Source organism: Escherichia sp. MOD1-EC7003 (genome assembly GCF_002965065.1).
Taxonomy (GTDB): domain Bacteria; phylum Pseudomonadota; class Gammaproteobacteria; order Enterobacterales; family Enterobacteriaceae; genus Escherichia.
In genome coordinates this window covers 1-20462 of the sequence record NZ_PTRE01000061.1, presented here as the reverse complement: position 1 = coordinate 20462, position 20462 = coordinate 1, and the positions used below count along the sequence as shown (strand labels likewise).

Annotated in this window: 17 protein-coding genes and 1 other RNA gene; 8 read left to right on the top strand and 10 right to left on the bottom strand. The window is 47.6% G+C overall.

The window, feature by feature from the left end; genetic code table 11:
• Positions 1-3: 3 nt before the first annotated feature.
• The 4 genes from tdcD to tdcA all read right to left on the bottom strand — a co-directional run bounded on the left by tdcD (position 4) and on the right by tdcA (position 4611).
• Positions 4-1212: a propionate kinase gene (gene tdcD / locus A7090_RS11845; protein ID WP_105274171.1), complete on the bottom strand. Its 1209-nt coding sequence runs from the start codon at positions 1210-1212 to the stop codon at positions 4-6.
• Between the two features lie 25 nt (positions 1213-1237).
• Complete coding sequence (tdcC, locus tag A7090_RS11840; RefSeq protein WP_105274170.1) at positions 1238-2569, bottom strand: threonine/serine transporter TdcC; 1332 nt, start codon at positions 2567-2569, stop codon at positions 1238-1240.
• A 21-nt stretch (positions 2570-2590) separates the two neighbouring features.
• Entirely contained in the window at positions 2591-3580 is a 990-nt protein-coding gene (gene tdcB / locus A7090_RS11835; RefSeq protein ID WP_105274169.1) for a bifunctional threonine ammonia-lyase/L-serine ammonia-lyase TdcB, read from the bottom strand.
• Positions 3581-3672: 92 nt separating this feature from the next.
• Positions 3673-4611, bottom strand: a complete 939-nt coding sequence (tdcA, locus tag A7090_RS11830; RefSeq protein ID WP_105274168.1) for a transcriptional regulator TdcA — start codon at positions 4609-4611, stop codon at positions 3673-3675.
• Between the two features lie 314 nt (positions 4612-4925).
• Between tdcA and tdcR the strand changes: the two genes are divergently transcribed.
• Positions 4926-5162, top strand: coding sequence for a transcriptional activator TdcR (gene tdcR, locus A7090_RS11825; protein ID WP_240246285.1), 237 nt, complete (start codon positions 4926-4928; stop codon positions 5160-5162).
• 414 nt (positions 5163-5576) lie between these two features.
• Here tdcR and rnpB read toward each other — a convergent pair.
• The 5 genes from rnpB to garP form a co-directional block, all read right to left on the bottom strand.
• Positions 5577-5953: RNase P RNA component class A (gene rnpB / locus A7090_RS11820), an RNA gene on the bottom strand.
• A 32-nt stretch (positions 5954-5985) separates the two neighbouring features.
• Positions 5986-7131, bottom strand: a complete 1146-nt coding sequence (garK, locus tag A7090_RS11815; protein WP_105274166.1) for a glycerate 2-kinase — start codon at positions 7129-7131, stop codon at positions 5986-5988.
• Between the two features lie 96 nt (positions 7132-7227).
• Positions 7228-8118: a 2-hydroxy-3-oxopropionate reductase gene (gene garR, locus A7090_RS11810; protein ID WP_105274190.1), complete on the bottom strand. Its 891-nt coding sequence runs from the start codon at positions 8116-8118 to the stop codon at positions 7228-7230.
• Positions 8119-8147: 29 nt separating this feature from the next.
• Positions 8148-8918: a 2-dehydro-3-deoxyglucarate aldolase gene (gene garL, locus A7090_RS11805; RefSeq protein WP_105274165.1), complete on the bottom strand. Its 771-nt coding sequence runs from the start codon at positions 8916-8918 to the stop codon at positions 8148-8150.
• A 15-nt stretch (positions 8919-8933) separates the two neighbouring features.
• Positions 8934-10268 carry a galactarate/glucarate/glycerate transporter GarP gene (gene garP, locus A7090_RS11800; protein ID WP_105274164.1) on the bottom strand — a complete coding sequence of 445 codons (1335 nt, stop codon included), beginning with the start codon at positions 10266-10268 and terminating at the stop codon, positions 8934-8936.
• Between the two features lie 373 nt (positions 10269-10641).
• Between garP and garD the strand changes: the two genes are divergently transcribed.
• From garD to A7090_RS11765, 7 genes are all read left to right on the top strand, one after another.
• On the top strand, positions 10642-12213 hold the full coding sequence (garD, locus tag A7090_RS11795; protein WP_105274163.1) for a galactarate dehydratase: 1572 nt from the start codon (positions 10642-10644) through the stop codon (positions 12211-12213).
• 434 nt (positions 12214-12647) lie between these two features.
• A complete protein-coding gene (locus A7090_RS11790; protein ID WP_105274162.1) occupies positions 12648-13907 on the top strand; it encodes an ABC transporter substrate-binding protein in 1260 nt (419 codons plus the stop codon).
• A 72-nt stretch (positions 13908-13979) separates the two neighbouring features.
• The gene (locus tag A7090_RS11785; protein ID WP_105274161.1) at positions 13980-14924 is read left to right on the top strand and encodes a carbohydrate ABC transporter permease; all 945 of its coding nucleotides are present in this window, start codon (positions 13980-13982) and stop codon (positions 14922-14924) included.
• A 10-nt stretch (positions 14925-14934) separates the two neighbouring features.
• Positions 14935-15759: a carbohydrate ABC transporter permease gene (locus A7090_RS11780; RefSeq protein ID WP_105274160.1), complete on the top strand. Its 825-nt coding sequence runs from the start codon at positions 14935-14937 to the stop codon at positions 15757-15759.
• An 11-nt stretch (positions 15760-15770) separates the two neighbouring features.
• The gene (locus A7090_RS11775) at positions 15771-16883 is read left to right on the top strand and encodes an ABC transporter ATP-binding protein (RefSeq protein ID WP_105274159.1); all 1113 of its coding nucleotides are present in this window, start codon (positions 15771-15773) and stop codon (positions 16881-16883) included.
• A 97-nt stretch (positions 16884-16980) separates the two neighbouring features.
• A complete protein-coding gene (locus A7090_RS11770; RefSeq protein ID WP_105274158.1) occupies positions 16981-18237 on the top strand; it encodes a Gfo/Idh/MocA family protein in 1257 nt (418 codons plus the stop codon).
• 18 nt (positions 18238-18255) lie between these two features.
• On the top strand, positions 18256-19176 hold the full coding sequence (locus A7090_RS11765) for an ROK family protein (protein WP_105274157.1): 921 nt from the start codon (positions 18256-18258) through the stop codon (positions 19174-19176).
• Between the two features lie 40 nt (positions 19177-19216).
• On the opposite strand, the gene agaR is transcribed toward A7090_RS11765, so the two are convergent.
• Positions 19217-19987 carry a transcriptional repressor AgaR gene (agaR, locus tag A7090_RS11760; RefSeq protein WP_105274189.1) on the bottom strand — a complete coding sequence of 257 codons (771 nt, stop codon included), beginning with the start codon at positions 19985-19987 and terminating at the stop codon, positions 19217-19219.
• Positions 19988-20462 lie beyond the last annotated feature (475 nt).

Genomic DNA, 20462 nt, shown 5'->3' with positions numbered 1-20462 from the left:
AAATTATGCAAATTCTGCGGATGCGTTGATTTTGCCTAAATGAATGGCATCTAAAGCAATCATTTTTTCTTCGTTGGTCGGAATAACGGCACAAATGACACGCGCATTTTCACTGGAAACAATTCGCTCACCACAGGCGTTAGAGCGATTATTCATTTCTGTATCAATCTCTACGCCTAATACAGCCAAATGTTCCATGACCAGACGACGAATTAAACTTGAGTTCTCTCCTATTCCACCGGTGAATATAATTCCATCCAGGCGACGTAATGAAGCTGCGTGTCCGGCAATATGACGGGCAATTCGGTGAACAAAGGTTTTAATTGCCAGCTGTGCGCGTTCGTGACCTTCATGCCAGGCTTTTTCCAGAACACGTAAATCCGAAGAAAGACCGGAAATACCTAATAATCCCGACTCTTTATTCACTACGCGTTCCAGGTCACTCAGGCTCTGGTTGGTTTGACTGGCGATCCAGGACATCGCTCCGAAGTCGACGTCGCCACTGCGGGTGCCCATCATCAAGCCTTCCAACGGCGTCATTCCCATTGAGGTGTCCACGCTCTGCCCGTTGCGAACTGCGCAGATTGACGCGCCATTGCCAAGATGCGCCACGATCAGGCCGGAGTCATCTTCTGCCAGATTCAGCAAAGAATGCGCGCGCTGGGAAACATAGCGGTGTGACGTGCCGTGGAAACCATAACGGCGAACACCTAACTCTTCGTAATATTTCCACGGCAGGCCGTATAAATAAGCTTCTGGAGCCATTGTCTGGTGGAAACTGGTATCAAAAACCGCTACCTGCATTATGCCTGGAAATAATTGCTGGGCAGATTCAATACCACTTAAATTGGCATAGTTATGCAACGGCGCCAACGGAGAAACGCGACGGATATTATCAATGACTTCATCGGTAATAATGGCAGACTCGGTAAAAATACTGCCGCCGTGAGCGATGCGGTGGCCAATTAAGGCCACACTGTCATTTAAATTCCGTTTTTCCAGTTCAAATGCAATTGCCTTCAATGCACCTTCGTAGCTGTGGTGAGCCAGCTTAGCTGGCTCTCCCCCATTTACGGATAAGAATGCATTTTCCGAGTTAATACCGTCGGCAATACCTGACATTAAGACTTCACAGTTGGAGGCATCCAACACGGAAAACTTAATTGAAGACGAACCGCAGTTAATAACCAAAACAACCGGAAATTCATTCATCTCTTTTCTCATCCTGAGTTACGAATTAAAACAGTTTGTATACGATGTTCAGGATGGTCAGCAGACCAATCACAGTAACAAACACGTTATCCAGACGACCACGGTATTTCGCCAGAGACGGCGCTTTACGGATGGCATACATCGGCAACAGGCACAGCAGGGATGCGATAATCGGTGCGCCCATGGCTTCAATCAGGTCAAGGATGTTCGGGTTGGCGTAGGCAACAACCCAGGTGGAGCCCATGATGAAAATCATGCTGAGAGTATTCAGTTTACCCAGCGACACTTTGGTTTTGTCACCTTTATAACCGAACTTCAGAATCAGACCATTCAGACCTTCCAGCGTTCCCAGGTAGTGACCGAAGAAAGATTTGAAGATAGCCACGAGTGCGATGATGGAAGCTGCATATTCCAGTGTAATAGCGAACGTTGTTTTGGTACCTGTCATGGACGCAAAGTGGTTAGCCAGGTAAGAAAGCACTGGAATATTCTGCGCTTTCGCTTCAGCCATATTTGCCGGAGAAAGAGTAAACAGGCAGCTAAAGGCAAAGAACATCACCACTGCAACCATCAACATACTGGCGCGAGAGATGATTTGTGAACATTTACGCTCGGTGAAGTCGCGACCAAAATCTTTCTCATACTCTTCACGTTTAGAAACCACGAAGGAAGAGACGATTGGCGAGAAGTTAAAGGAGAAAACCATGATGGAAATCCCCAGCCAGACCGTGATCAGAATACCGTCATGACCCGTTAACGTCAGCGCGCCGAGGTCAACCTGGTCGATAACCGCAGAGTTCCAGTAAGGGATCAGCGACAGAGAAATCAACACCAGGCTGGCGATAAACGGCCATACCAGGTAGCTCATCACCTTAACCATCAGATCCTTACCAAACCAGATGACGAAAGCCATCAGCAGCAACAGGAACAGCGCCACAAAGCCGCGATTCAGCGGTGCAAAGCCAAGCTGGTTTTCCCAGAAAGTCATAAAGGTGTTGGTAATAGTAACGCCATAAATCCACAGTAGTGGGCAAATCGCGAAGAAGTACAGGAACGTGATAACCACGCCGCCAGTTTTACCAAAATGCTCTTCCACCGTTTCCGTAATGTTGCCGGAAGGGTTAGAGCCAGAAAGACATAGACGCGCCAGTGCCCGGTGGCAATAAAATGCGATGGGGTATGCCAATACCAACATCAGAAGAATCGGGATCAGTCCGCCAAAACCTGCGCGGATAGGGAAGAACAGCACCCCGGCGCCAATTGCCGTACCAAACAAGCCTAACGTCCATGTGGTATCTGATTTACGCCAGGATGATTGTTTTGTCTGGCTGGATACAATGCTATCTGAAGTACTCATATCCTATCCTCAACGAATTAATTAAGCGCCAACGAAACCGGTGATTTGAGAGACGCGAGAAAGATCAATATTGCCGCCGGAAATAATACTGACGGTTTTTCTATTTTGAATATATTGGTCTAATTTACCGCTTAATAACGCAGCACATGCCAGAGCGCCAGCACCTTCGGTGATGACTTTATTGCGTTGAATTAAGGCAATCATACTGTTTCTGATTTCGTCTTCGCTGACCAGCACGATGTCATCGACTAATTCACGAACGATTTCGTAAGTTAAATTACCCGGGCGGGCGACATCACAACCATCCGCCAGGGTGCCGGTAGTTCGGTGCGTGGTTATTTCTCCGGAGTGGAAAGAAGCCGCCATGCCGTGAACGTTTTCTGACTGTACGCCAATAACACGGATGGTCGGGTTGATAGATTTAATTGCCACCGCAATACCAGCAATTAAACCGCCACCGCCAATTGGCACAATCACGTTATCGACATCATAGAGATCTTCCATAATTTCCAGGCCAATCGTTCCCTGACCAGCAATCACTTTCGGATCATCATAAGGTGGGATAAAAATACGGCCTTCCATTTCGACAATTTCGCTTACTTTAGCGATAGTGTCGTTGAAGTTATCACCATGCAGAACGACTTCTGCTGAGTAGTCGCACGTTGCCGCTACTTTGGATTTTGGCGCACCTTTTGGCATCACCACTTTACCGTCGATACCCAGCATCGCGCAGGAGAGCGAAACCCCTTGCGCATGGTTGCCCGCAGAACAAGCAACGACGCCTTTACGTTTTTCCGCATCGGTCAGTGAACTTAATTTATTAAATGCGCCACGAATTTTAAATGAACCGGTACGCTGCATGTTTTCAAATTTGAGGAAGATTTCACCTTTACAACGTTCACTAAAATAGTTGGAGCGAGGCATGCCTGTTTTATAAATTCGCCCAGCCAATCGTTGTTTTGCTTCAATGATGTCATCAATAGCAACCGGGAGATCGTATGTAATATGCATTATAAAACCTCTTAGCCTGAATTAAATATGTAGGTAACCGTAACCGACACCTGCAAAACAGACAGGTGGATCATTTATGTTTAAAAAAATAACTAACCAACTTCTATTAATTGCTTTCGTCTACACCCATTATAAGATGAATACTCTTTGGCTAATTCCACCAAAACCGATGCTGCTTTTTTAATACGATAATTTTTCGACCATACCGCGGCATATTGTGCCACAGGTAATGTTTCTTCAACCGGAATGGTAATAAATTGATTAGAACCAAAAGGCGAGGTCATATCACAAGGAATTACAGTTAAGAAATCAGCATTGAGAACAAGATTATAAATTGTCACGACTGAATCGGTTTTAACGATGTTTTCAATACTGATGCCATTTCTTTGTAAGGTGGTGAGCAGCTCGCTGTAGTACCCCATATTGGTTTGTGGCAACACCCACTGTTCGTTCTTTAACGACTCCAGCGTGGTGGTGCCGGTGCATGTTCGGGACTTACTGGCTACCAGCACAAACTCGGACTCGAACAGCGGCTCAACATGTAAATCCTGAAGCTTCATCTCTGCGCTTAACGTACCAATCGCAAAATCCAGTCGACCGTCGCGGATTGCCGGTAAGAACGAAGACAGTTGCGCTTCATACATAGAAACCTGCGCTTTTGGAAACACCTCTTTGAACTTGTTGATCATCCCGGACATAAAAGTAAAACCAATCAATGAAGGAAAACCAAATGAGACCTCCACCACTGCCTCAGAAGACATACCGCTTATCTCATTAACCATATTTTTCATTTCACGGGTAATGGATTCGGAACGGGTGAGTAACAATTGACCGGCAGGTGTTAATGTTACACCGGTATTTTTCCGCACTACTAATTCCACACCAAAATAATCTTCTATATCGTTAATGATTTTACTGACGGCAGGTTGAGTTAACCCTAATTCTTTTGCAGCCGAGCCGATAGAGCCACTTCTGATGACTTCCTGAAAGACTACCAGGTGCTGCGTTTTCGGAAGAAGAATAGTGCTCATAACGACCTACGTTAATTACCTCATTGACGGCATGGAGTGTACCAAAATGAAATGAACAGGATATGTGCGACCACTCACAAATTAACTTTCAATACTTTATCAGGCATCATCAGATTAATTAAACACCCATAAACATCAACAACTTAAAAAACAAAAACCAGCATAAACCCTGATTTTTATCAAAAAAAATGACAGGGATAACCATATTTTATGGCGATAACATCATTCATTATAGGGTTAATACAAAAAAGGGACTGCGACCATATTTCAAGCAATTACCGGATAATTACCAGGCAAAATTTGAGTTAAATTTAATGCGCAAATTCTCAACTTTTATTATAAATAAATCATTTTCAGCGATAAATAATGCGACACGTCACATTTTTTCACGCTATTTGTTGGAGGGTAAACATTTATTTTATCAATATTTTAAAATTTCGAACACAGGTATTGATCATATCGAACAATTGATTAACGTAAAATCCTCCCCTTCTTACAGAGCGTCATTTTGTGAATGCAATCGTTTTCCATCATTTCTACTGCCAGCATAGTTACTCAATAGCATTTTGTGTTAAGGATCACAAAACGAATAATTGGTGTTCATCGCTATAAGATCAGAAGGAAGAAGGTAGCAAGGAGGATTTTCGCTGTGCTTTACATTCGCGTAGGCCACAGAATGTTGCTTCGTTTACTGTAATGCTGGATAAATGGGCTACGGAGAATATGAATTTCTCAAAGAGGATGATTACCTGGTTGCTCCAAAAATTAATTGCGCCATAAGTTACAAATAGAGCGAACTTTGTCAACAATCTTAAACCCGCGTAACGTTTCTTACGTAAATCAGGTGAAACTGAGCGATAAGCCGCTTTCTTTTGGGTATAGCGTGTGGACAGTGACTCATCTTTCCGACCTCCCCCTCCAAAAGCAAAAACCCGCCAGTTTGCACTGGCGGGTTTTCGTTGAAGAGGTGAAACTGACCGATAAGCCGGGTTCTGTCGTGGACAGTCATTCATCTAGGCCAGCAATCGCTCACTGGCTCAAGCAGCCTACCCGGGTTCAGTACGGGCCGTACCTTATGAACCCCTATTTGGCCTTGCTCCGGGTGGAGTTTACCGTGCCACGGACTGTTACCAGCCGCGCGGTGCGCTCTTACCGCACCCTTTCACCCTTACCTGATCCCACTTGCGTGGGCCATCGGCGGTTTGCTCTCTGTTGCACTGGTCGTGGGTTTCCCCCCCAGGCGTTACCTGGCACCCTGCCCTATGGAGCCCGGACTTTCCTCCCCTCCGCCCGTCTCCCCCAAAGAGGACGACGACGAAGCGGCGACTGTCTGGTCAGCTTCGGCGCGCAGTATAGAGGGTTTGCGCGCCCTTGTCACTCCGTGTTGCGCATTCCAATCGCCAGTGTCGCGGCAATATTACGTGAAGCACGGTAGATATTGTCATAAGCCCCACGAAATGCTTCGTCCAACGTACCAATGCTGGTCAGTACGCTGAAGACCGCATCAATGCCATGCTGATGTACAACGCCAACATCATTGGTCAAGCTGCCCGCAATGCCGATCACCGGTTTATGGTACTTCTTAGCCACGTTCGCGACACCAATCGGCACCTTACCGTGAATACTCTGGCTATCAATGCGCCCTTCACCGGTAATCACCAGCGTGCAATCCTGAATATGTTCCTCCAGATTTAGCGCCGTAGTGACGATTTCAATACCACTTTTCAATTCCGCACCAAGAAACGCCATCAGCGCCGCGCCCATACCGCCAGCAGCTCCTGCGCCGGGGACATCTTTAACGTCTACGCGCAGCGATGTCTTAATCACATCAGCATAGTGCGACAGGTTGTTATCGAGTTCGCGGATCATCGCCTCGTCAGCCCCTTTCTGCGGGCCAAAGATGCGGGATGCGCCGTTATCGCCGATCAACGGATTGGTGACATCGCAGGCGACGCGAATATTGCAATGCTGAATGCGGGAGTCGAGACCCGAGATATCGATGGTATTCAGGCTATTAAGGCTGCCACCGCCAAAACCGATGTCAGCGCCATTGGCATCCTGGAGTTTCGCGCCCAGCGCCTGGACCATGCCTGCACCACCGTCATTGGTGGCGCTACCGCCAATGCCGATAATAATGTTGGTTGCGCCACTTTCCAGCGCTTGCAGGATTAGCTCCCCCGTGCCGCGCGAGGTGGTTACCAGCGGATCACGTTTTTCAGGAGGAACCAGCGCCAGCCCACTGGCCGCCGCCATTTCGATAAACGCGGTTTTGCCATCGCCAGACATTCCCCAGCTGGCATTCACCTTTTCGCCCAAAGGCCCGGTGACCCACGCATGATGTTCAGAGCCCTGCGTGGCAGCAATCATCGCTTCAACCGTTCCTTCGCCGCCGTCAGCAACCGGAACAGAAACATACTGCGCATCAGGAAAGATTTCCCGAAATCCTTTTTCTATCGCCTGAGCTACCTCGGAGGCAGAAAGGCTTTCTTTGTAAGAGTCTGGGGCGATTACGATTTTCATAGTGATAGCCTGTTGCTGCACAACGCCGGATGGCGTTTCACTTATCCGGCCTACAATGTAGGCCCGGTAAGCTAAGCGCCACCGGGCACAACGTCATTAGCGAGTGACTTCCACCTTCGCCAGTTTTTCGTAGTAGCACGCCAGGGCGCTATGGTCCGCCGTTCCCAGGCCATCCGCACGCAGTGCCTGCATCATCTCCATAACCGCAGCAGTGAGCGGCAGTTGCGCGCCGACGCCATGGGAAGTATCCAGCGCATTTGCCAGATCCTTAATATGCAGATCAATACGGAAGCCTGGCTTGAAGTTGCGGTCCATCACCATCGGCGCTTTGGCTTCCAGTACGGTGCTGCCCGCCAGGCCGCCGCGAATCGCCTGGAATACCAGTTCCGGGTTAACGCCCGCTTTGGTTGCCAGCGTTAACGCTTCTGACATCGCCGCAATATTCAGCGCCACAATGACCTGGTTTGCCAGTTTGGTGACGTTACCTGCGCCGATTTCCCCGGTATGTACCACGGACCCCGCCATCGCTTTCATCAGGTCGTAATATTTATCGAAAATAGCCTTGTCGCCGCCCACCATCACTGACAGCGTACCGTCGATGGCTTTCGGTTCACCGCCACTCACCGGCGCATCCAGCATATCAATGCCTTTTGCTTTCAGTGCCTCGCTGATCTCACGGCTTGCCAGCGGTGCGATAGAACTCATATCGATCAATACCGTACCTGGCTTTGCGCCTTCAATAATGCCATTCTCACCCAGCGCCACCTCTTTCACATGAGGGGAGTTCGGCAGCATGGTTATGATGACGTCGCACTGTTCAGCGATCGCTTTAGCCGTAGAAGCTGTTTCTGCACCTGCAGCAATCACGTCAGCAATAGCGTCTGGGTTACGGTCTGCAACCACCAGCGAGTAACCTGCTTTCAGAAGGTTTTTACTCATTGGTTTACCCATAATCCCCAGGCCAATAAAACCAACTTTCATAGTCATATCAATCATCTCTCTTGTTGCGGTGGTGGTTATTTTTTGAAGGTGTCTGCCAGTTTCTGAGTGGCAGAGCGGAAGACGCCGAGATCGCTGCCGACGGCCACAAACGTCGCCCCCCATTCCAGATAACGACGCGCATCGGCTTCGACTGGCGCGAGGATACCGCTGGGTTTGCCATGCGCGCTGGCACGGTTAAAAATATGCTGAATCGCTTTTTGTACATCCGGGTGCGAGGCATTACCGAGATGGCCTAATGCCGCAGCCAGATCGCTGGGGCCGACGAAGATACCGTCTACGCCTTCGGTAGCGGCAATAGCATCGACGTTATCTACGCCCTGCTGACTTTCAATCTGGACCAGAATAGTGATGTTTTTGTTCGACTGCGCGAAATAATCTGCCACGGTGCCAAACATATTGGCGCGGTGAGAAACGGAAACGCCGCGAATGCCTTCCGGTGGGTAACGGGTTGATGCCACCGCCTGCTCTGCTTCCTCTTTCGTTTCGACGAAAGGAATCAGGAAATTATAGAAACCGATATCCAGAAGACGCTTAATAATCACAGGCTCGTTGGTCGGCACTCGCACCACTGGCGTGCTGGCGCTGCCTTTCAGGGCCATTAACTGCGGAATGAACGTGGAGATATCGTTTGGCGCATGTTCGCCATCCAGCACCAGCCAGTCAAACCCAGCCAAACCAAGAACTTCTGTGCTAATCGGGTTAGAAAGTGCTGACCAACAACCAATTTGTACCTGTTTCGCAGCCAGTGCGGCTTTGAACTTATTCGGGAAAATATCGTTATTCATCGCTTATACCTTTGCTTATTTCTGCAATTCCATACGTTTAATGTCGCCAACCACGAAGAGGTAGCAGACCATCGCCATCAGCGCGGAACATCCCACGAAAACCAGAGCTGCATTAAAGGAGTGCAGTTCACTGACCAGGTAGCCAATCACCAGTGGAGTGACAATGGAGGCAACATTACCAAAGACGTTAAAGACGCCGCCGCAGAGGCCAACAATCTCTTTCGGCGCGGTGTCAGAAATCACCGGCCAGCCCAGCGCACCAAATCCTTTGCCAAAGAAAGCCAGCGCCATCAGTATGACCACCAGCGTGGTGTTGTTGGTGTAGTTACATAAAATGATGGTGGAAGCCAGCAGCATTCCCAGCACAATCGGTAACTTACGTGCCAGGGTCAGTGACAAACCGCGTTTGATCAGATAATCCGAGAAGACACCTCCCAGCACGCCGCCCGCAAAACCACACAGTGCCGGAATCGAGGCGACCAGGCCCACTTTCAGAATCGACATGCCTTTTTCCTGCACCAGATAAATTGGGAACCAGGTGAGGAAGAACCAGGTGATGGTATTGATAAAATATTGTCCGAAAAATACGCCCAGCATCATGCGGTTAGAGAGCAATTGCTTGATGTAATGCAGTTTGGGACCGCTTGCTGCCGCACTGCCCGGCTTTTTGTGGTCCATATCGACCACCGCGCCATTTTCAGAGATAAACTTCAGCTCTTCCGCAGACATATGTGGGTGATCTGTCGGGTTATGAATCAACTTGATCCACAGCGCCGTCAGCACAAAACCAATCAACCCCATAACAGTAAAGACGTGCTCCCAGCCCCAGGAGAAAGTCAGCCAGCCAAGCAGCGGCGAAAAGAGCGCCAGTGAGAAATATTGCGCTGAGTTAAAGATGGCTGAGGCAGTACCACGTTCTTTCGTCGGGAACCAGGCTGCGACAATACGGGCGTTCGCCGGGAATGATGGCGCTTCCGAAAATCCGAGCATAAAGCGCATAAAGAACATGGAGATCCCTGCCCAGGCCAGCGGGAACATATCAACAAAGCCTTGCAGGAAGGTGAACAGCGACCAGAAAAAGAGGCTGTAGGTGTAAACTTTTTTCGAGCCAAACTTATCAAGCAGCCAGCCGCCGGGGATTTGCATCAGCAAGTAGGCCCAGCCAAAAGCGGAGAAGATGTACCCCATCGAAACCGCACTTAACTGCAACTCTTTTGCCACTTCAGTACCCGCAATAGACAGCGTTGCACGATCGGCGTAGTTAACGGCGGTAACAATAAAAATAATCAGTAATATTAAATAACGGGTATGCACGCCTTTCTTTTTTTCTTCAACGGTGTCCAGAATCATTTTAATAACCTCGGATACTTATACTGATTTTTATTATTATGGGGAAGGTGCTATTTATGAGTTTTATTTATGCCGTTACGACATTGAACTCAGAATTAGTATAAGCAGCGCGCGAATAATAATCATTGTGCAAATGCTAATTTAATCAAGGCTATTTAAATATTATTTTGAGCATATGCACATAAGGTTGCGCGCTAAAGCACAGATTTGCGCTTTACCTTGCCGGGTGGCACTGCAATCCCTGAAATGATTGACATTGATCACATTTCTGCGTTTAAACTCCTGACATTCTTATTTCACCCAATGAAGTCATTTATTTTTAAATGAGACCAGGTCCTCATTTTAATAACCCCTGGCTGGAGAATATTGCACAATGGCCAACATCGAAATCAGACAAGAAACGCCGACTGCGTTTTATATAAAAGTTCACGATACAGATAATGTAGCAATCATTGTTAATGATAATGGCCTGAAAGCAGGAACGCGTTTTCCAGATGGGCTGGAATTAATTGAACATATTCCCCAGGGGCATAAAGTCGCATTGCTGGACATTCCGGCTAATGGTGAAATTATTCGTTATGGCGAAGTGATTGGTTACGCCGCGCGCGCGATCCCGCGCGGAAGCTGGATCGACGAATCAATGGTTGTACTACCGGAAGCGCCGCCGTTACACACGCTGCCACTGGCAACCAAAGTCCCGGAACCCTTACCGCCGCTGGAAGGATACACCTTTGAGGGCTATCGCAATGCCGATGGCAGCGTGGGCACCAAAAACCTGCTCGGCATCACCACTAGCGTCCATTGTGTGGCAGGCGTGGTGGATTACGTCGTAAAAATCATTGAACGCGATCTGCTACCGAAATACCCGAACGTCGATGGCGTGGTGGGGCTGAATCATTTGTACGGTTGTGGCGTAGCAATTAACGCACCGGCGGCAGTTGTGCCTATTCGTACCATTCACAATATTTCGCTGAACCCTAACTTTGGCGGCGAAGTGATGGTAATTGGTCTGGGTTGTGAAAAGTTGCAGCCTGAACGCCTGTTGATTGGAACGGATGATGTACAAGCTATTCCAGTGGAAAGCGCCAGCATTGTCAGTTTGCAAGATGAGAAACATGTCGGTTTTCAGTCCATGGTCGAGGATATTTTGCAGGTCGCCGAACGCCATTTGCACAAGCTGAATCAACGGCAGCGAGAAACCTGTCCGGCTTCGGAACTGGTGGTTGGTATGCAGTGTGGCGGCAGCGATGCGTTTTCTGGCGTCACGGCAAACCCGGCGGTTGGCTATGCGTCTGATCTACTGGTGCGCTGTGGCGCAACAGTGATGTTTTCTGAAGTAACGGAAGTGCGCGACGCGATTCATTTACTGACGCCGCGCGCGGTTAACGAAGAGGTCGGCAAACGGCTGCTGGAGGAGATGGAGTGGTACGATAACTATCTCAATATGGGAAAAACCGACCGCAGCGCTAACCCTTCACCGGGCAACAAGAAAGGCGGTCTGGCAAACGTGGTGGAGAAGGCACTCGGCTCCATTGCTAAATCGGGTAAAAGCGCAATAGTTGAAGTGCTGTCGCCCGGTCAACGCCCGACTAAACGCGGATTAATTTACGCCGCGACGCCAGCCAGCGATTTTGTCTGTGGAACTCAACAGGTGGCTTCGGGTATTACCGTGCAAGTGTTTACGACCGGTCGCGGCACGCCGTACGGTCTGATGGCTGTCCCCGTCATTAAAATGGCGACCCGTACCGAGCTGGCGAACCGCTGGTTTGATTTAATGGATATAAATGCAGGCACTATCGCAACTGGCGAAGAGACCATTGAAGACGTAGGCTGGAAGCTGTTCCACTTTATCCTCGACGTCGCCAGCGGGAAGAAGAAAACCTTCTCCGATCAATGGGGTTTGCATAACCAACTGGCGGTATTTAACCCGGCACCAGTGACCTGATAGTTGGCATTTTTAAAAATACCTGGCAAAACATGATATTAGTGTCATGTTTTGCTTTTTTTATGCTTTTTTTATGCTTTTTTAGCAGGACGCAGAGGGAAAGATTTAAGCAAAGTAAGTACATATATTTGTTGCGGGGGAATAAAGAAAGTGATTCCGCTCGCAGTTTTTAATAATTTTCTCCTCCCCCCATATTTTTCGTTTCCCGGTACAAACATCACCATAACTTACTGAAAAAACACGCGTTTAAGCATTGATTAATTAGAGCTATATTTTCGTTTTTATAAAAGTGAAACCTACCGAAAGAAAGAGTGTTTTTGTTACGATAATTTGCTCTTTTTTGCCCAATTGACTTTCGGCTTTACTAAACAGATTATTCTCTTGTTCTTTTAATTTACCTGATAGACATTCTTACCCAATATAAGAGGGACGTTATGTATACCCTGAATAAAAGTAATGTCGCATTGGCGTGCCTGATTTCTTGTTTACTGGCTGCACCTGTTGTTGCGAGCGCTGAAGGTCAGGCTGATGCTAAGCCTGTTAAATTACGTTACACACTGTGGGATCGAAACCAGCTACCAGGAGAACAACGACTGGTTACCGAATTTGAAAAAAACAACCCTGGTATTAAAGTTGAAATTGAGTTAACTCCCTACGATCAATATTTTATTAAATTAAGTTCAGCCGTAGGTGGAAATGTCGCGCCGGATGTATTCTGGATGAATATGCCTAACTTCCAGCAATATGTGAAGAACGGTATGCTACAGCCACTAAGTGGATATTTGAAAGATAGTGCATCACCCAAACTTGACGATTTTGTTAAAAGCTCTGTCGAAGCTTATCAGTATCAATCTCAACAATATGCCATACCTCGAGATATTGATGCTATTGCAGTCTGGTACAATAAAAAACTTTTTGATCAGGCAGGCGTAACATATCCGGATAAAAACTGGACATGGGATGATTTAAAACAAAAATCAGCACAATTGCGTAAAGGACTGGATAAACAATCTTATCCGCTGGCGCTGGAATTCAGTAGCGGGCAGGACAGCTATTTTAACTTTCTGTTCCAGGTGGGTAATCAAGTCGTCCTGCCCAAGGGTAAAACTGACGTTGCGAATGATAAAGCACTCGATGTCTATCGCCAGTTACAGGTGATGCTGAAGGAGGAATTAATCCAGCCGCCAGGAGAGATGGAGGCATCGGATATTTTCCAGTCTGACAGAATAGCGATGGTTTATGCCGGTTCATGGTGGGCGCTTCCGTTCTCACAAAATGAGCTGATCAAAGATCATATTGGCGTGGTACAGATGCCCAAAATGGCTCAACAGGCGGGCGTTTCTCACAGTCTCGCTTTTGCCATGTCAGCAAAAAGTCCCAATAAAGATGCAGCCTGGAAGTTTATTGAATTTATGAGTTCCGAGCATGCGCAGCAAACGCTGGCAATGGGGAGAGTCGTTATTCCGGCGAATCAAAAAGTCGCCAGACAGTGGGCAGAAGGATTCAAGAATATCGATGTTTCTGCGTATATCGATTCCCTGGCATTCTCCCATAAATATCCAACCGCGGGTTCAAATACGGCTAAATGGAATAGCATTCTCAATGACGGACTGAAAAAAGTCTGGATGGGAAATGATCCTGAAAAAATCATGCCTGGTGTTGCAAAACGTGTAGAACGTGAAATGCAAAAATAAAGGAGAGGGAGCCTGGCTCCCTCACTGCTTCCATCGGAGTTATCACGTTTATTGACGCATCCCGGAGTCTGTATGAGTTATTCAGATGAAGCCGCACCCCTGCAATTACCGGCGAAACCAGCTAAAAGTAAATCGCTTAACAAATTACAACGGGAAGAACGCTTCTGGGGTTGGATAATGATCCTACCCTTATTAGCAGGATTAATTATTTTTTACTTCATCCCTTTCTTCCAGAATGTTTTCTACAGTTTTACCGATCTTGGTGAGTTCCAAATCTGGAATACAATTAGCCTCGATAACTACATTAATCTGTTCAACGATGAAGAATTTCGTTCTGCGATATACAACACACTGGCCTATGTCATAATTTGTGTACCCATTATCACAATTCTTTCATTATTGCTGGCAATAGGCTTGAATCAAGCCATTCGTGGCCAGTGGTTATTCCGTACCCTGTTATTTCTCCCGGCAGTGACCATGCCCGCAGCAATTGCCATGGTATGGCAGTGGTTAATGAATCGCAATTTTGGCCTCATTAATCAAATCCTGGCTTTCTTTAATATTCCGTCTGTTGGTTGGTTATCCGATCCCGATATTGTCCGGTTAAGCGCATCACTGGTCATTATCTGGTCAGCGATTGCGCTGAAGATGATTATTCTGCTTGCCGGACTCCAGGGTATCCCAAAACAGGTCTACGAGGCGATGTCTCTCGACGGCATCAGTAAACTACGCGGCTTCTGGTCGGTTACTTTACCATTAATGATCCCAACACTGTTCTTCGTTTTGGTGATCTCATTCATCGAGACGCTGCAAATCTTTGATGTGGTTTATCTGCTTTTTGGCAGTTCATCAATGGTGGACGACCAAACAATGACCATCGCCTACCTCTTCTATAAATATGCATTTATCTACAATGAAAAAGGATATGCCTCGGCCATCGCTGTTGTGATTTTTGTTATCACGATGGTACTGACGCTGCTGCAAATATGGCTTGGCAAACGACTCAAAGCACAATGAGAAAACCACAATGTTCATGACGAAACGCGAAAAATGGCTGATCTACGGCCTGATGATCCTGGCGACGTTACTCACGGTGGTGCCGTTTATCTGGATGACCATTACCTCCTTTAAAACTCAGGCAGAGAGTATCGCTTTTCCACCTATTCTGTTACCTGCTGAACCGGGTTTTCAGGCTTACTATAAGATTTTGCATGAAATGCCGTTTGGCAGTTTTTACTTTAACTCGATTATCGCCACGCTGCTGATTGTCATTTTGCAGACACTGGTGGCAGCAATGGCTGCTTACGGTTTTTCGCGCCTGCGTTTCTGGGGGCGTGATATGGTCTTTATGCTGTGTATATCGATTCTGATGGTACCAGGGCAGATCTTTTTAATTCCACAATTTTTGGCCATTGAAAAAATCGGGCTTTTGAATTCAATTCCGGGCCTGGTATTGCCAGGGTTATTCAGTATTTATAGCGCCTTTTTGCTGCGCCAGTTTTTCTTGTCCGTGCCGAAAGAGCTGGAAGAAGCAGCAATAATGGATGGCTATAATTATCTGACCATTTTCTTCAAAATTATGCTGCCATTAATAAAACCGGGGCTTATTGCCTGTGTCATCATTAATGGGTTATGGAGCTGGAATAACTTAATGTGGCCACTCATTGTTAATACTTCTATGGATAAAATGACGTTGCCCGTTGGGCTGGCTTCTCTGTCTGGCCGTTCTGGTGTGGAATATCCCATGTTAATGGCGGGTGCACTGTTAGCGATTATTCCGATGCTTTTACTGTATATTTTCTTTCAGCGCTATTTCATTCGTGGCATCGCCGGTGCCGGAATTAAAGGATAAGGGACATTGTTATGTCAGGCATAAAATTACAAGCGGTAAACAAAGTCTATCCGAATGGATTTCAGGCACTTCATAATGTGGATCTTGAAATCAATGATGGCGAATTTATGGTTTTTGTCGGGCCGTCGGGTTGTGCGAAATCAACTTTACTTCGCATGATTGCCGGGCTGGAAGATATTTCAGACGGCGAAATCACAATTGGTGAACGGTGCGTTAATAATTTGCTGCCAAAAGAGCGCGGCGTGGCAATGGTTTTCCAGAACTATGCCCTGTATCCGCATATGACAATCTACAAAAATATGGCCTTCAGTTTACAAGGGAAAATGAGTAAACAGGAGATCGATACCCGTGTGCGGGAAGCGGCGCAAAAGCTGGAGATCGAAAATTTACTCGATAAAAAACCCGGTCAGCTTTCCGGCGGGCAATGTCAGCGCGTGGCTGTTGGTCGGGCAATTGTCCGTAAACCTGACGTATTTTTGTTTGATGAACCGCTGTCAAACCTTGACGCCAAACTGCGCGTCTCTATGCGCGTTCGTTTGACCGAACTTCACCGCCATCTACGCGATGAGGGTGTGAGTGCTACGATGGTTTACGTGACGCACGACCAAATTGAAGCCATGACCATGGGCGATCGCATCTGTGTACTCAACAGTGGCCGTATTATGCAAGTGGATACTCCCGGCAATATTTATCATCAACCGAAGAATAAATTCGTCGCCGGTTTTATTGGCAATCCGGCTATGAATATTCTCTTGCTACCGGTGATGGAAGACGCGCATAAACTTCGTCTGGCAGACAACATCCTGCTACCGCTTAATACACGTTTAGCCAATCAACTGCAGCAGTATCCTCATAACAACGTCTGGTTTGGCATCCGTCCGGAAGCGATTTTATTGGCGCAAGAGCAGGACCCCGACGCATTCGATGCCCATATAACTAACGTTGAACGTATGGGAAATGAAGATCTCCTCCACTTCGATATTGGTGAGCAGCACATGATATTGCGTATTAACTCTTCGCCAGAATGGAGTCCGTTACCCGGTGAAGCTATCCGGGTTAAATTTAATCTTGATGCCGCGTTTTTATTTGATCAGCAGCACGAGGGAAATTTAGCTGGGGCGTAATCGGTTAATTATTAACAAAAATATTTAACTAAATAATTCAGACTTGAAATGCCTTGCTATTTAATAGCACAAATAAAAGGCACTATGAGAGGTTAGTATGTGTGCAAATAAAGTAACCGTATTAGTGGTGGGTGCCGGTGCGCGCGGCGAAATATATTCACGTTATGCCCTTGAACACCCTGACAGAATGCAGGTTGTTGGCGTCGCAGAACCAAGAGATGACTATCGCCAGCAATTTATTAAACAACATAATATTGTGCCTGAAAAAGTATTTACCGACTGGAAAGAAGCGGCAGCGCACCCCAAAATGGCTGACGTTGTGCTTATCTGCACCCAGGACAATATGCATAAAGAACCGGCCATTGCTTTTGCCAGGCTCGGCTACCACATCCTGCTGGAAAAACCGATCGCTCCCACGGCAGAAGATTGCCAGACTATCATTGATGAAGTGAAGCGGAATAATGTTTTGCTGGCTGTCGCACATGTACTACGTTACACGCGCTACACCCAAAAACTGAAATCACTCCTCAACAGTGGTGTTATTGGTGAAATCGTCAGCATGCAGCATCTCGAACCCGTAGGATACTGGCATCAGGCACACTCTTTTGTCCGGGGCAACTGGCGTAATGAAGCAGAATCCTCATTTATGCTACTGCAAAAATCCTGTCACGATCTGGACTGGATCCGCTATATCGTGGGCGATAACTGCAAAGATGTCGGTTCGTTTGGCAATCTGAGCCACTTTGTCAAACAAAATCAACCGGCTGGCGCAGCCGATCGCTGCCTTGATTGTCAGGTGGAAAACACCTGCCCGTGGTCGGCCTGCAAAATCTATCTGGGCGAAAATCACAAATGTACGCCACATTTCCGTCGCGTGTTGACAGCCGATCCCAGCGAAGAAAATGTACGCCAGGCGCTACGCGATGGCCCTTATGGCCGCTGTGTTTACCGTTGCGATAACGATGTCGTCGATCACCAGGTAGTGAATCTGCGTTTTGCCCACCAGCAAACAGTCACCTTTACCATGACGGCTTTTACCAAAATGGAAGATCGCAAAACCCGCCTTTTCGGAACGAAAGGCTATCTGGAAGGCGATGGCGAGACTATTCGGGTATTCGATTTTCTTACCGATAAAGAAACGTGTTACGAGGTTGAAGAGATCGAGGCGGGTACGCAAACCAAAATGGGTGGGCATGGCGGTGGCGATTACTATCTGATGGACCGCTTTATCCATGCGGTGATGGCAGGCGATCAAAATTTGATCCTCTCCGGACCAGATGAATCCCTTGAAAGTCACTTGATGGTCTTTGCCGCAGAACGCGCTCGCAAGGAAAATTGTCTGGTTGCGCTGTAACGCCGGAGGAGATTAGGCATGTTTTACGGCATTGATATTGGTGGAACGAAAACTGAAATCGTCGCTTTCGATGAAGCATTCCAGGTTTGCTGGCGCAAGCGTGTTGCCACGCCAGTTCAGGATTACGAACTTTTTCTTTCGACTTTTACTTCGCTCATTGATACCGCCGATTGGGCTACAGGGTCACAAGGTAAGATAGGTATTGGTATGCCGGGATTGATGGATCGGCGTACTGGCAAGCTACTGTCCTCCAACGTTCCCTGTCTGACTGGCCGCCAGGTCATGAACGATCTGACTAACCGACTCAACCGCCCGGTAGAACTGGACAATGACTGCTGTTGTTTTGCTTTATCTGAAGCACACACCGAGCAGGCGCGTCAGTTTTCGCGGATATTTGGTGCAATTATCGGTACTGGTATGGGCGGCGGTTTCGTCATTGATGGTCAGTTGTATCGTGGCCGTAATCGTATGGCTAGTGAGTTCGGTCATCTGCCGCTTCCGGCGACATTTATGCGTCGTTATCACTTACCTGAACTGAAATGTGGTTGCGGGTTGCAGGGATGCCTGGAGAGATACCAGTCAGGCCCAGGATTACTCTGGCTGCACAAACATTTTTGCAACGAACAGATCACTATGGAGACGCTACTGGAACGCTATCGTGACAGTGAACCTAACGCGACAGTCACCATTGACGCGTGGATCGATATGCTGGGCTGCACGCTGGCGCAGTTGCAGTTGATTCTTGATGTAGACGCTTTTGTCCTCGGCGGTGGCGTCTCTAATATTGAGGAAATTTATGCGCAACTGCCTCACGCGATGACACGCTACCTCTTTGAGGGGCTGGAGCCAGCAAAAGTCTTTCCTGCCGTTCACGGTGCTACCAGCGGTGTACGCGGCGCAGCACTGTTACAGTTCGAACATGGTGCGCTGGCGCACTAAAAAACTGTGGCTGGCGAAATACATTCGCCAGCCAGTTTGTTTATTCATCCACAATGACCACATCGACACCGAGTTGCGCTAAAGCCTGGCGGTAATGAGTCGGAATGCCGCTGTCGGTGATCACCCGATCAATCTCACTGATTTCATTGATCATGCAGAAACTTTTTCTGCCGAATTTGCTGGAATCAGCCACAACGGTTATCTCGTGAGCAACTTGACACATCACCTGGTTCAGGTGTGCTTCTCCTGGATGTGGCGTCGTAATCCCCGCTTCCAGATCGAAACCATCAACGCCCAAAAACAACTTATCAAAACGATACTGCCTGAGTTGTTGTTCTGCCGACGGGCCGTAGAGTGAGTAGACGCTCTGACGAACATTGCCGCCAAGGATCATGACATCCACACGCTCAAAACTGGCCAGTTCCCAGGCTATATTGAGCGCATTGGTCACGACGACCAGATCGCGATGACCCTTTAATAAAGGTGGAATCAGGGTAGTCGTCGATCCTGAATCGAGAATCAGCGTGTCGCCATCTTTGACAAAACTGGCTGCTTTTTCGGCAATTCGCACTTTAACATCGCGATTAAGGCGATCTTTATCCTGCAAGGGTCTGTCGAGCGCAAAGTGTTGATTCAACACGGCACCGCCATAGGAACGCATGACGCAACCTTTTTGCTCCAGATACCGTAAGTCATTGCGGATCGTGACCGATGAGACACCAAAATGGATGCTGAGTGGCTCTACTCGAACGCTTCCCTGGGCACATAACAAATCAATGATTTGTTCGCGGCGTCTTAAGCTATCTAGCATGTTAATCGCTCCCTGAAAAAGTATTTCGTTGCATTCTTGCATTTTGAAACTTTCATTTTCTTTTGAATGCATTACATCAGAAGAAAAGAAGTGAATTTGTGAACCCGACAACGGCGTTGAAGCCTGGAAAAATCAACTCCAGAACTTTCGGTTGACCGCAAATGAAAATGACAAACTGAAAAAGTGAAAAGAAGAGATGCCGAAATAGCGAGTGCTAACGGCAGAAAAGCGAAAACAGAAAGTGGATCCACACCGTGAGATCACCGCCTTTTTGGAGAGTGAAGGAGATCACAGATTTGCAAAATAGTGGTTTTAGTACTGGGGCGCGAGGGGACTGAGCGGGCGATTTGGAAAGCGCCTCGCAAAATGGGAAACATGTTCTCTTTTTTCGTTGGTTCTGGCGCTTTCTGCTGGTGACTGCTCCCCGCCGTAAACGGCGAGGCTTCCCACTTCTTAGGCTGCAACTGGCATAGAG